This window comes from Thermoplasmata archaeon, assembly GCA_038851035.1.
Taxonomy (GTDB): Archaea; Thermoplasmatota; DTKX01; order VGTL01; family VGTL01; genus JAWCLH01.
The window spans coordinates 1-13,571 of the sequence record JAWCLH010000010.1; the positions used below are offsets into that span (position 1 = coordinate 1).

A 13,571-nucleotide genomic window follows, 5' to 3' on the forward strand; every position below is an offset into this window, starting at 1 on the left:
AAGGAAGAAAAGAAAAAAGAAAAAAGGGCGGCGGAAACCGCTCAGCTCGGCAGCTCCTTGATGGTGCCGATTATGGTATCTCCTATCAGGAACTGTATCTTGTCCCCGGCCACACAACCATTTGCACCTGACTGGGCCTTCAGCAGAATCGTGTCTCCGGCGTCGAGCTTGGTGTCGCCGTTGTTGTCGTTCCATTTCGCATTGGCCGGAGTGAGAGCATTCACTTTCTCACTCCATCGGGCGGCACCGGTAGTTGGGTCGATGCACTGCAGCGTCACCGTCGAGGCGGTTTTCTTGCCCGAGGTGATGTCCACCAGCCAGTCGTTCCCGCTCTTCGTCACCCTCAAGCCGATGCTCGTCTCCACCTCGCCCCCCCCGGAGGGGAGGGTCTGGAGGTAGACCACCAGCACTCCCGCGAGCACCACCGTTATCGCGACCATCAGGATGGTCGCAATGACCGGCGATACCGCTTCGTCCTTCCTTCCAAACCTCTTCATGTTTTGTCCTCCTTGCGCGGAACCTCCGCGCTTAATCGCGATTATGAAAATGGTTTATATATAAACATTATTAATAGCACTTCGACAACTGCCGTAGCAGGGCATCATTTATCAACGATTCTTTATATGCTTTTCGGCTAACCCGCGGGCTTCTTCCCCTCGGTGTCGGCCTTGACGACGACGGTCTCGTCGCAGATCAGCCGGGCCATGTTCTCCAGCTCCTCGGGGGTCTGGCCCGAGACCGTCAGGACGAGGCTCCTGACGCCCTTCCCCCTCATGTGGTTGACGAAGATGTGGACGAACTCAGACAAGAGGGAGGGGTCATTGTGCATCGCGAGACTGCTCAGGGAGTCTAGGAATACGAGCCCTTTTGCCCCCCCCAGCCTCCTGAGCCAGACCTCGACCTTGAGCATTATCGACTCCAGCATCGTGGGGCTCTCGAGGAATATCGTCTTTGGATTCTCCGTCGCCGAGCCTACCATCATCGAAATGGCGTCCACAAAATAGAGCTCGTCCGTCTTGACACCCTCGCCCGCGAGCTGCTCCACAACCACGCGGGCCGGGACGGTCGATGTCACATAGATGCACTTCAAAGAGCTCTCGGACGCAAACGAAACCACGGCCTTTATTACCGGAAGATAGTTGTCTAGGTCCGTCACGAGCGAGACCGCGGCCCCGTCCGGCATTGAGGCCAGCTGCTTCCTCAGCTCCTCCTCAGCACCCATTACAAGCGCCGTCTGGAGTAAGGTCTGGAGTATTTAAATGGCTTTCGGAGACGCGCCCAACTAGTGCTTGTAAGCGCTGGGGGAGAGTAGCAGGAGCGCCGGGTAGATCTCCAGCCTCCCCATCCACATTGCGAAGCACATCAGTAGCTTCCCTGCGGCGTGGAGGGGTGCGTAGCTCGCCGTCGGGCCATAGGCGCCGAGTGCTGGGCCGACGTTTCCCAGCGATGAGGCCGAGGTCGAGAGGGCCTCGACCAGTCCCATTCCGGCCAGTCCCAGCCCGAGGGCTATGGCGAAGAAAGCGGTCACGTAGACGAAAAAGTAGGCGACCACGTTCCTCATCACCTCGGTCGGAATCGGTCTCCCGCCGATGCTCAAGGGAATCACAGCGCGCGGGTGAATCGCCTTGTACAGCTCCCTCTTGACCATCTTCAGCAGGACGATGAATCGAATCACCTTCAGCGCCCCGGTCGTCGAGCCGGAGCAGGCGCCGACGAGCATCAGGAAGAGGAGGAGGAGCTGGACGGTTGCGGGCCAAGCGGCGTAGTCCGCCGTGGTGAAGCCTGTGGTTGTGAGTATAGAGACCACCTGGAACGTGGCGTGGCCCCCGAGCTCCCTGTATGTGGAGTAGTCCCCGCTCTGAATGGCGAGCATCACAGCGGTGACGGCGCTGGCCGAGGCGATGAGAATCAGGTAGCCCAGAAGCTCGGGGTTCCGGAGAGCGCTTCGTGCCTTCCCGCTCAGGAATTGATAGTGCAGGACGAAGTTGGTCCCGCCTATCACCATAAATAGCGTGACGACCGCTCCTATCAGTGGGCTTGAGTTGAACGCGGCGAGACCGGCTGACCTCGTGGAGAAGCCGCCCGTGGAGAGTGTGGAGAAGCTGTGGCACACGGCCTCGAACGGGTCCATTCCGGCGAGCCAGAGGAGGAGCGTCTCGAGGGCGACGAAGCCGAGATAGATGGTCCAGAGCGTGCCCGCGATCTGGCGCATGGTGGGCCGAATTCTGAAGCTCGTGAGGGCGAAGGCCTCGGCCCTGAATAGCTGGGTCGAGCCGCCGACGAGGCGAGAGAGGACAACCATGGAGAGCACGATGATTCCCATCCCGCCGATCAGCTGGGTCTCGGCCCTCCAGAGTAGGACGCTACGTGGAAGCGCCTCGGGCCGGGGCACCACCGTCGCGCCCGTCGTCGTAAAGCCCGATGCAGATTCGAAGAAGGCGTCCACTGGGTCTGGGAGTGCGCCGCTCGCCAAGTAGGGCAGGCTGCCGATCCCGGACACAACGAGCCATGCGAGTGCGACTGTCACGAAGGCCTCCCTGTCCCTGAGCTCGTCCCCCCTCCTGCCCACGAGCGCAAGCGCCGCGCCGAGGGCGGCCGAGAACGCAGCCGGGGCGCCGAACTCGAGCGCCAGCTCCCCAACCGGCTCGCCGGAGCGGAAGCCTAGGAGGGCTGGGGGAATCAGGGAGAGGCTGAATAGCACTAGTAGCAGCCCCAGCGCTTTCGCCACCGCCAGAATACGCATGCTCCGCCCTCAGAGAACCGCCTGGGCCAGCTTCGGAACCACGCTGGTCCTGACAAACACAATCAGTCGGTCACCGGGGAGGATGCGCTCGTCGCCCCGCGGTATGATCGTCTGGCTGTTCCGGACTATCGCGGCCACGATGGCGTTTTTTGGTAGGCCCGCCCTTCGAATGGTTTTGCCGGCAGCCTTGGAGGTCTCACCGACCTCGAGCTCGAGCACGCGCGCGTTGCCGTGGTGGAGGACGTATAGCGACGCAAGCCCTTTCTTGAAGTGGACGTGCTGCAGGATGGCGTTCATCGTCGCGATCGTGGGGGAGACGGCGATGTCCACGCCGGCCTCGTGGAGGGTGGTCTTGAGCTCCGGGTTGTAAACCACCGCCACAGTAACCTTGACGCCGTGCTGCTTGGCGATAACGCAGCTCAGGGTGTTCAGGTCCTCGCGCGCGGTGGCTCCGATGAAGGCGTCGGCCTCCCCCAGCTCCTCCTCTTTAATCACATCACTGTCAGTCGGGTCGCCCTGGATGCAGAGGGTGCTGGAGAGCCCCTCGGAAGCGAGCCTGCAGGCCTGCTCGCTCGGGTCCACCAGCACAACGTCCATCAGCTTCTCGAGGCCCTGCGCGATGTGGCGCCCGATGCGGGTCGCACCCGCGACAACCACCTTCTCAGCCCTCTCCTTTCTCGTCACTGCTTGGGGGTAGCCGAAAAGCTCCGCCACCACGGGCACGTCGTCCCTTCGACCAACTATCGTTATCACCTCGTCCCTCGGGTGGATGACCTCGGAGCCGTCCGGGATGATGGTCTCGCGACCCCGGAATATCGCAACGATATTGGTCTGGGGGGGAAGGGAGAGGTCCCGAATCGCCACACCGACCGCGGGAGCGTCGGCCCTTATGCGCGACTCGAGCATCTGGACCTGCCCCTGTGCCAGAGAGTCTGTGTCTAGCAGGGTTGGGGTCAGGAAGATTCTAGAGACTCGCGACGATGTGGCGAGGTCGGGGCTGACGGCGACGTTGACGCCCAGCGAGCGCTCCAGTGCGGAGGAAATCGGCTCGTCTATATAGTCGGGACTATTGACGCGCGCTATAGTGCGCGCGCCGTGGGCGTGGGCAAGAGCAGATGAAACGAGGTTTACCTCGTCACTGTTTGTGACAGCGATGTACACGTCAGCCTTTCTGATGCCCGCCTCCTCGAGCTTGGCGGGGCTGGCGGCGTTGCCCCTGACGATGAGCGCGTCTATCGACGCTATTCTGTCGGCGGCGGTCTCGTCCCTCTCGATTATCGCCAGCTCGTGGCCCTGCTGCTCTAGCGACCTCGCGATGTACTGGCCGACCTGTCCCGCACCGCCTATGATAACGTACACACCATCGGAATGCCCCATGGACAGATTTAAATGTTTTGACAGCAAATATTCTACAGCAAATATTCTATATCAATATATACATAGATGATAAAGTGAGGAAGTAAAGTATGGGCGCGGAGAAAGGGCCCCGGGCGCGGGGGAGCGGAGTGCTGGAGACGCCGGGGGGAATATACCTCAAGTGCCCGGAGTGCGGTAGGGATGTCCTGCATGAGGTGCTGAAGGGGAGGGCTCGCCGCCGCGGCGGCGGGATCAGGCTGGATGCGCTCGTGAAGTGCGGGCGCTGCGGCTGCGTCAGGAGGGCGGAGGTCAGGGAGGAGGCCGAGAGGATGGTTCCGGCGGTGCTCAGCGACGCCGGCGCCTCGGAGCGCAGGAAGGTCCCGCTCGACCCCTCTGCCTCCGTCTCGGTGGGCGACGAGCTTGTCGTCGACGGTCTGAGGTGCCTAGTAACCTCGATCGAGGCCGGGGGAGCGAGGAGGAGCTCGGCCAAGGTCCCGGAGATCTGCACCCTCTGGCTGAAGAGGTTCGACAGGGTCAGGGTGAGGGTCTCGGTGAACGCGGGCCGGAGGACTCTACCGCGCGAGTTCTGGGCACCTCCCGAAAAGGAGGTTGCGATTGGCGATGTCGTTGAGGCCGGGGGCGCGAGGGTGCTGGTCCACTCGATGAGCGTGGGCGGGAGGAAGCTCAGGAAGGGCTCTGCTAAAGCCCGCGATATCGTGAGAATCTACGGCCGGGAGGTCGAGTAGTGCTCCCGGGGCGGGAAGCTCGCGCCGCCCGGAGTTGGAGGACCCGCCGGTGCTGTGCCGGAATGGGTCGGAGTACCTTCGAGCCCGGGGAGCCGGCTCGGGAGCGGGGAAATCTCGCTTCGCTCGATATCCACTCGATCCGTAAAAGACGCATGAAAAATCCATAAAATATTTTTATAGATATAGTCGCATACACAGATGCCGGCGGGAAACGGGATGATTCGCGGCGCGGGTCCGGTGGAGCGGGGGGTTTGCGCATGATCGAGCGGGTCAAGACCGGCGTCGATGGCTTGGACGAGCTTACCGGCGGGGGCCTCCCCGCAGGCGCTGTGACTCTCGTGAGTGGCCCCGCGGGCAGCGGGAAGAGCCTCCTGTGCCTCCATTTCGCCTGCCAGGGCGCGGTGCGAGAGGGCGAACCAGCTCTCTACATCTCACTGGAAGAGAGCTCGGAGAGCATCTCCCGGGCCCTCTCGTGCTACAAAATCTGCGAGCGCTCCCCGTTTGAAAACGGCAGGCTCACCATAATGGACATGGGCTGGCTGCGGAAGAGGCTCATCGAGGGCGGGCCGGGATTGGGGCTGGCCAGGCTCGAGAGCATCTGGAAAGAGGGGAGGTCCTACTTGGTCAGCACCGACTGGATGAGGGAGGAGGCGCAGGTCGAGAGCGAGCTCGAGGCGGGCATGGTCGGCTTCAGGACGCTGGAGGCCGCCATTGACCACTTCTCCTCGGAGAATGGGATGAAGAGGCTGGTCATCGACTCGATAGCCGCGGTAGGCCTCTACTACCTCAGGCCCGAGGAGCTCAGGAGGGAGCTCTTCAGGTTCGGCAGGTTCCTGAGGGACAGGGGGGTCTCCTCGATGGTTGTCACCGAATCCCCTAGCCCGGCCCACGGCCAGACCAGGTACGGCATCGAGCACTTCATCGCCGACACCCACATCGTCCTGGGCATCAGGACCCTCAGGGGCGAGTCGAGGAGGACGATTCAGGTGCAGAAGATGCGCTTCGGTACCCACGACAGTGGTATCCATCCCTTCACGATAACCGAAAGGGGAATCGAGATCAACACGAGGGAGTATATCAGGTATTGAGGCGGAGGCCGGGATGAAGTTCGTGCTGGAGCAGGGCGTAACATACCTGGTCAAGGAGCCCAAGCCAGACAGCTCCTTCTCCCTCTTCTCATCGCTGGTGAAGGGGGGCGCGCGTGGGTTCTGTATAACTCGCGTTCACCCCAAAAGAATACGCAAGAAGTACGAGCTTGGAGACACCCAGATGCTCTGGATAACCACGAGCGAGATCCCCGACGAGAGGTGCGTGCACCCGTCGGACCTCGCAAAGCTCAACATAGCGATAAGCGAGGCGCTGAAGAACCCGGAGAACCTGGTGATTCTGCTCGAGGGCATAGAGTACTTGATCACATACAATGGCTTCGACTCTATTCTGCGCTTTGTGCAGAGAATCAATGACCTAGTGATGGTGACGGGGTGCAGGTTCATCATAACCCTCGACCCCGCCACGCTCGACACGGGCAGCCTGCACATACTGGAGAGGGATCTGATTCCCATAGAGGACCCGAACAAGCTCGAGTTGGCGGCGGGGGCCCCGGAGGCCGCCACGGAGGAGCGAGCGGAGCTTTGGAGGAGGCCCCTCGAAGAGAAGCTCGTCGGCTGGAGGCAGAAGGGCTTCTCTACCGAGGCGCTGGAGAGGGCGCTCGAGGCCGGGAGGGAGGAGGCCCTGAAGGCCTTCGAGCAGTTCGAGGCCTCCGTGGCGCGGGCCGAGGCTATAGAGAGGGAGCTCAGGGCGATGGACTTGACTGGTCTCGAGGCCGAGGCCGATAGGGTCCGGGCGAAGCTCCGCAACCCGGCGACGGTCAAGGAGGCCGAGGACGAGTTCCTGGTTCTGCAGATATCGCTCGAGAGGAGGAGGAAAGAGGAGCAGAGGCGGAGGGCGGAGGAACAGCGCCTGAGGGAGGCGATCGAGGCTCGGATAAAGGAGTGGGGGGAGCAGGGTTATGACGTATCGCCCCTCAAGGCGCTATCCGGAGCGCCCTACGAGGAGCTCAGGGCCGAGTTCGAGCGCTTCGAGGCAGCGATTCAGAGGCTCCGGGAGCTCAGGGAGGAGCTCTTGCTTATGGACACCACGGGCTTCGAGGGAGAGGTCGAGGCGATAAAATCGCGCTTGATGTCGCCCGCGCGTGTGAGCGAGCTCGAGGATGACATCTTCAGGCTGAAAATACTCATCGAGAGGCACAGGAAGGAGGAGAGGAGGAGGAAGGAGGAGGAGGAGCGCGCCCGGGCCGAGCTTGCGTCGAAGATAGAGGCCTGGAAGGCGGAGGGGTTCGACGTCTCGGGGCTGCAGGGGTGGGAAGGTTGGCCACTGGAGAGGGCCAGGGAGGCAGTCGCGGCCTTCGAGAGGGACGTGGCTGAGCTGAAGAGGCTCGAGGGAGAGTTGGCCCTCCTCCCCCTGAAGGATGCGGATGCCGAGCGGGCGAGGCTGATGCCCCTCCTCAGGCACGTCTCCAAACTCAAGGAGGCGCGCGCGGAGCTGGCCCGTCTCAGGAGCATGGTCGAGAAGAGCGGGGAGGAGCTACAGCGGGAGGAGTACCTGAGGAAGATAGAGGAGTGGCGCGCACTCGGCTACAATGTCGAGAGGCTGAAAGAGCTCGAGAAGGGGGACCTGGCGGCGCTGCAGAAGGAGTTCGTTGTGTTCAAGATTCGGGTCCACAGGCTCAACGAGCTGAAGGGCGAGCTTGGTCTCATAGACACCACAGGCTTAGAGGCCGAGGTGGCAGCGCTCGAGCCGCTGTTCAGGGACGTGAACAAAATTCCTGAGCTGGAGGCGAAGCTCACCGAGCTGAGGCTGAGGGCGAGGGCCCGGCTCGAGGAGGCCCGGATTAAAAAGGAGGAGGTGGCGAGGCTCAAGTCGGAGCTCGTCGAGAAGATGTCGGTCTGGGCCTCGCAGGGCTTCTCCGTCAGCAAGCTCGAGGAGCTGATGGAGAGGGAGAGGGACTTGGAGAAACTGAGAGCCGAGTTCGACGCCTTCGAGACTGCCGTTGTCAGGCTAAGGGAGTTGCGCGCGAGGCTGAGGGCACTCGACACCAAGGGCTTCGAGAAGGAGCTCTCAGAGGTCGAGAGCCTCCTCAACGACCCCGCCAAGGTCCAGGCGGCCGAGGGTGCGGTCGCGGCTCTCGAGAGGCTCATCGAGACCCGACGCGACGAGGCGAGGAGGCAGGCGGCGGAGGAGGAAAGGTGGAAGAGGAAGGCTCAGGAGAAGATACAGGCCTGGAAGTCGCGGGGGATACGCGTCGATATGCTGGAGCGGGCCTTGCAGGAGGGCGTCGAGCCCTTCAAAAAGGCCCTCTCGGACTTCAGCCTTAGGCTGGAGAGGCTCAGGGGGCTGACGGAGGAGTTCAAGACTCTCGACACGAGGGGGCTCGAGACCGAGGCCGAGGCCGTCAAGGAGAGGCTGGGCGATATAGAGAATGTGGAAGGGGCGGCGTGTGCGCTCGAGGAGCTGAAGGCGAAAATTGCTGAGAGGGAGGAGAGGGAGAGGAGGGAGAGGGAGGAGCGTAGGCTCGAGAGGGAGGCCTACGCGAAGAAGCTCATTGAATGGGCCTCGAGAGGCCTCGCAGTCGACAGACTTGAGAAAATCATCGATGGCGACATCGCTCTCGTGAGAGCGGAGTTCGAGAGGTTCGAGAACGGCCTGAAGAGGCTTGAGGAGCTCAGGGCCGCCCTCGCAAAAATGGACGTGTGCGGATTTGAGGCCGAGGCGGAGGCGCTCGGGGCGAGGCTCAACCGGCCCGAACTCGCTGACGAGCTCGCGAGGGAATTGGAGGAACTGAGGGAGAGGGTTGAGAAAAAGAGGAGGGAGGAGGAGGCGAGGCTGGCGGAACTTAGAGCGAGGGTCGACGCGTGGGCGAGGGAGGGCCTACACGTCGAGAGGCTGCGCGAGGCGGAGAAAAAGGGTCTGGCCGAGCTCGAGGCCTCCGTTGCTGAGTTCGAGAGGGGACTAGCGGAGCTGCGCAGGCTCGAGGAGATGCAGAGGGAACTCAGGGCAAAGCTGTTCAGGGAGGCGGCGGCTGGGGAGCCGGCGCGGGCCCCACCGCCCCGGCCGGCGAAGGTGGTGCGGAAAAGAAAGAGAGCAAGGGCCGCGGGCACGCCGGCGGCGACAGCCTGTGTCGGCGAGGGCGAGGAGGTGAAAGCCGCCAGGGCGGAGGAGGGCGAGGAGGAGGCGAGGGAGGAGGCTGGGCTGGAGGAGGAGGAGCGGAGGGAGGTCGGGGAGGCGGAGAGGGAGGTGGAGGAGGAGGCGCGCGAGATAAAGAGAATCGCGGGCTTAGCGATGGGGACCGTGGAGGAAAAGGAGGAAGCGAGCGCGGGCGCGGCTAGAGAGGCACCGGAGGCGGAAGGGGCGGGGAGGGGAGTGGCGAAGGTGGAGGAGGCGGGGGTGGAGAGGAGGTCCGCGGCGCGCCGGAGGCGCAGGAGCGCCCTGCTCGCCGCGCTCGTGGCGGCGATCGCGGTCTCCGGGATATACCTCGCGCTTTTCTATCACCCCGTTTCTGCAGCGCCGGGAGCGCCCGTGATAGATGGGAAATTCGCGGATTGGTCTAGCGTCCCGAAGCATCTGGACCCCCCGGGCGACCAGCCGCTCAACCCGGGAATCAACATCGTCGAGTGGGCGGCGCTCTCGAAGGAGGGCTCACTTTATGTCTATATCAGAACCCAGGGCAACATTCTCAGCGGTGCAAAGAATTCGACGACGAAGATGTACGACTACGACATCTTGCGAATCTATCTGGACGCCGACCTGAGCGCCGCCACGGGCTTCCAGGTCGGGGGCGTGGGAGCAGAGTACATGGTCGCGATCATCGGCTGGGAGAACAAGGCGCAGGAGATGAGGTACTACTCCTTCACCGACAACCTGACGAGTCCGTGGCTGCCCCTGTCCGTGAGCGGCCTGACGACAATGAGGGCGTCGGGCAGGGAGCTAGAGGTCAGGGTCAGGTTCAGCGACCTCGGCGAGGAGAGCCTCTCACCCAATCTTATCGTCATCGAGCTCAGCGACGCTGCGGGGAGCTACGACCGCACGGAGTGAGTCGGGAGGAGAATCGGTGCGATGAATGGGAAGGTCTCCGGCTTGTGTAGGGGACCTGAAGAGAGGGTGAGGGGCCGCCTGAGCTTCATGAGCGGGAGGGCTGAGTTTCTCCGTCGCGGGTGGGGTTGGGAGGGAGCCGGAGGCACGAGCCGGGGCCACGGGGACCATAAGCTCCTCCGAATTCGGAAGGGCTGGAACACGCCGGTTGGGGACGGGGCGGGGTCCGAAAGAATTAAAATCCCTGAAGCGGGTATCACCTTTGATATTGTCGGGGCTCCGTGACTAGGAGCGGGCTTGAACATGGGCGATGAAAAAAGCGGTGAGAGGAAGGCGAACGGGGACAGCGAGAGAGGACCGCCGCAGCCACCGCTTCCGCCCGTTCCCGAGCCGGAGCCGCTGAGGGATTTTGAGATCAGGGATATGGTAGAGGAGTACATGAGGTCCAGAGAAGGGCAGCTCGAGGCGGCGGACGCGGAGGAGGTCGAGGAGGGGGGAGGGGAAGGGAGACTTGAGGGAAAATTGGGGGACGAGGGAGCCGCGAGGGCGGAGGAGGAGGCTGGTGGAAAAGCCGCGGAGAGGGGAGCCGCGGAGGCGGAGGAGGTCGTGGAAAAACCGGCGGAGGGGGAGGGCGCGAAAGAACCGGCAGAGAGAAGGGTCGTAGGAATGGGGGAGGGAGTGGGGGAAGTCCCGACCGGCGGGGAGATGGCCAGAGCGGCGGAGGGGACGGAGGGTGAGAAGGAACAGGCTGCGACGAGCGAGCTAACGCCGAGGGCTGTGAGAAAGCTCACATTGAGTAACCGCGGGGGTCCACCCGGCGGCGGAGCACCGGAGAGCTCCGGACTAATCAATGGAAGGGGCCCTGCAACACCGGAAGCACCGCGCAGAGCCGAGGCTGGCGGCATGGTGAACCGCCGAGGGCGCGGCATGGTCAATGGTCTCGTGAACGGCCGGAGGGGCGCTGTGAATGGCCTCGTCAACGGCGTCCCCCGCGCCCGCAGGGGTCTGGTCAATGGGGCACTCGTCAACGGCGAGGGCGCGCGGAACGGCCGCGGCATTATCAACGGGCGTGGCGTCATCAATGGCGAGGGCCTGACCAACGGAAGAAAAATGGGAATTCAGGAGCTCCCCCCACGCGAGAGCCGCACGGGCGCAAAGCTTGTGGTGGCGGTGGCGGTTGTGGCGGTCGTTCTGATTCTCCTCGCGCTCTACCTCATTCCCCTAATGGCCGGGAAGGGGATGAGCGTGGACGGCGTCTTCTCCGACTGGGAGGGCGTGCGCAAATACCACGATGAGGTCCAGGACCAGCCCAACCCACAGGTCAACATCCTCGAGACCGCACTCCAAATCGGCCAGCAGGACGCATTCTTCTATGTGAGGGTTGAGGGGAAGATGCTCGGCGGGAGGGGGGGAGGAGTCGACAGCGTGTGCATATTCGTTGACGCCGACCGCAACCCGCTCACCGGGTATCCTGTCGGGGGCGCCGGGGCGGAGAGCGTGCTCGTCGTCGATGGGTGGGATGGAAGGGTTCAGAGCTGCGGTCTCTATAGGTTCGGAAAAGACGCATCGAGGCCCACGGCCGACTGGAACTCGAAGTCCCCCTCGGGCCCGGGTCGCGCAGCCGTGAGCGGGTCCCAGCTAGAGACGCAGGCACCGCTGAAGGAGCTCGGCGTCGAGGGTAAGCAGAGACTCAACGTGCTGGTCTGCACACGGGACGGCTCGGGCGCTGAGGACCTCTCGCTGGTCATGGGCACCGATAGAGCCGCCCTCAAAGCGGTCTGGACGACGACAGGCCCCGAGAGGGTGGAGCCCGGAGCTGCGGGCGTGGAGATGCTAAGAATCGAGCTCAGCGCCGAGGGTGGCAGCGCAACTGTCTCGGGCCTCAACATAACCCTCGCGGGTGCCGGGGGCGGCGCGTGGGCCGACAGGGTTTCCCTCGTCTCGGCCGCGGGCTTCGAGCTCCCCGGCTCATCGACCGTGCCCTCAGGGGGGAGGGCCGTCCTGCGCATCCAGCCGCCGCTCGAGGTTCCAACCGCGGGGGCCGTCGTCCTGAAGGTAGCTGTGTCGCTCTCGGCCGGCGCGCAGAGGGGAGGGGCGGTGGGGCTCGGCATCGCCTCGCCGGCCGACATTCAGGCGAACACCAAGGCCGTGACGCTCCAGGCCTTCCCCTCCAGATTGAGCTACATCGGAACACCCGCGGCCGGGATAGTGGTCGACGGCGCTTTCGCCGATTGGGACGGAAAACCCTCCCACCCCGACCCCACCCAAGACGCGGAAAACCCGAACATAGACATCTCAGACTTCCGCACCGCCAGCGACGGCTCCTCGCTCTTCTTCTGCATCGCCGTGCGCGGCGAGATGATGGGCGGAGTCCTGATACCGGAGCTCAAGGCCAGACCCTCGGGGCCGGGCGGCGGAGGGGGCGGGGGGCCTGTGCAGCTGCCCGTGCTCGTCGGTCAGGACGTTTTCTATGTTTTCATAGACACCGACTTCAACAGCAACACAGGATATAGCGGCGGCCTGCCCTTGGGAGCTGAATACATGGTCAGTGTGGCGGGCCGGTCTGGAGTCATTGTGTCGCGGACCGTGCACAGATTCGAGGGTGGGAGCGCGAGGCACGAGTGGCGGTGGAGCCCCGGGACGGAAATCGAGGCCGCGAGGGATCTTTCGAGGCTCGAGGCCGGCGTCCCCCTGACCGCGATCGGCTCGCCCTCTGGCAACATCAGCCTCTTCTATTACAGCACTGACTGGAGGAAGGATAAGGATACAGGCGACAGGGTGGAGCACGACCTCGGTGCGGGCAGGAGCGCGGGGCCCGGCAGGGCTTGTGATTCCGCAACGACAACCGACGAGCCCGACGCACCCCAGCCACTAGACCCGGAACCATTGCACGCCCCCGAGTTTGGAGAGATGCTCGCTCCCATCTCCGGAGCCGTTGTTATTTTCGCCGTGCTCCGGAGGCTTCGGCGGAAAGTGGATTCATCCAATCGTTGACCGGGGCCGGCTATAATGAGGAGCAACTCTCGGGAGACAATTCCGGGCGGCAATACAGTTAAGGGAGACCTGCCAGGGCTCCTGTCCCCGCGTGCGCCGACTCGTGTGGAGACCCAATAACCCAGAAAAATCAGCGAGGTCCCAAAAAGAATTCGCTGGCGTGCAGCGGGAGCTAAAATGCCACCAGCCGTTCAACTCGGAGGGCCTGAGATGGCGTTGAGCTCCTATAACAGAGTGGTGCGACCGACGCCCCGGCCTCGATGGATGCGTGGCAGCGTTCCAAGCGCTCATCAGGAAGATGCCACAAAATTTCGCCGGGGCTTGAGGGGCTTTAGAGCCCGGAGAAGTTCGATGCCGTCAAACTTGAATCCGCCCTTTAAGATAGTCATCGCTGATTTTTTCCGGCCCCCATCATGTTTTGTCGGTTGAGGTCTTCACACCCAAATCAAGAGATTTATCCTGATAACGGTTGATAAACCTCCCGAAAATGGTCGTGAGGAGAATCAGCATGACATAACCCATTTTCGACTCTCTTGTTGCTTGGAGAGTTTCAATATCACAAATAAAATATCCCTCCAGCCCTCTGATGGGCGGGTCGAGCCCATTATTTATATTCTTCTGTGATTTTCTCGTGCCGCGATTAC

The 13,571-nt window shown here is 62.9% G+C and carries 9 protein-coding genes; 5 read left to right on the forward strand and 4 right to left on the reverse strand.

The window, feature by feature from the left end; translation table 11 throughout:
- Positions 1-41 precede the first annotated feature (41 nt).
- The 4 genes from QW379_04585 to trkA all read right to left on the reverse strand — a co-directional run bounded on the left by QW379_04585 (position 42) and on the right by trkA (position 4,102).
- The gene (locus tag QW379_04585) at positions 42-497 is read right to left on the reverse strand and encodes an archaellin/type IV pilin N-terminal domain-containing protein (GenBank protein ID MEM2869682.1); all 456 of its coding nucleotides are present in this window, start codon (positions 495-497) and stop codon (positions 42-44) included.
- 137 nt (positions 498-634) lie between these two features.
- Complete coding sequence (locus tag QW379_04590; GenBank protein ID MEM2869683.1) at positions 635-1,222, reverse strand: hypothetical protein; 588 nt, start codon at positions 1,220-1,222, stop codon at positions 635-637.
- Positions 1,223-1,282: 60 nt separating this feature from the next.
- On the reverse strand, positions 1,283-2,743 hold the full coding sequence (locus QW379_04595) for a TrkH family potassium uptake protein (GenBank protein ID MEM2869684.1): 1,461 nt from the start codon (positions 2,741-2,743) through the stop codon (positions 1,283-1,285).
- Between the two features lie 9 nt (positions 2,744-2,752).
- A complete protein-coding gene (gene trkA / locus QW379_04600) occupies positions 2,753-4,102 on the reverse strand; it encodes a Trk system potassium transporter TrkA (GenBank protein ID MEM2869685.1) in 1,350 nt (449 codons plus the stop codon).
- Between the two features lie 107 nt (positions 4,103-4,209).
- Here trkA and QW379_04605 point away from each other — a divergent pair, with 107 nt between their 5' ends.
- The 5 genes from QW379_04605 to QW379_04625 all read left to right on the forward strand — a co-directional run bounded on the left by QW379_04605 (position 4,210) and on the right by QW379_04625 (position 12,927).
- Positions 4,210-4,845: an HVO_0476 family zinc finger protein gene (locus tag QW379_04605; GenBank protein MEM2869686.1), complete on the forward strand. Its 636-nt coding sequence runs from the start codon at positions 4,210-4,212 to the stop codon at positions 4,843-4,845.
- A 257-nt stretch (positions 4,846-5,102) separates the two neighbouring features.
- Positions 5,103-5,933, forward strand: coding sequence for an ATPase domain-containing protein (locus tag QW379_04610; GenBank protein MEM2869687.1), 831 nt, complete (start codon positions 5,103-5,105; stop codon positions 5,931-5,933).
- 13 nt (positions 5,934-5,946) lie between these two features.
- On the forward strand, positions 5,947-9,936 hold the full coding sequence (locus QW379_04615; protein MEM2869688.1) for a DUF835 domain-containing protein: 3,990 nt from the start codon (positions 5,947-5,949) through the stop codon (positions 9,934-9,936).
- Positions 9,937-9,957: 21 nt separating this feature from the next.
- Positions 9,958-10,218, forward strand: a complete 261-nt coding sequence (locus QW379_04620; protein MEM2869689.1) for a hypothetical protein — start codon at positions 9,958-9,960, stop codon at positions 10,216-10,218.
- An 18-nt stretch (positions 10,219-10,236) separates the two neighbouring features.
- A complete protein-coding gene (locus tag QW379_04625) occupies positions 10,237-12,927 on the forward strand; it encodes a hypothetical protein (GenBank protein MEM2869690.1) in 2,691 nt (896 codons plus the stop codon).
- Positions 12,928-13,571 lie beyond the last annotated feature (644 nt).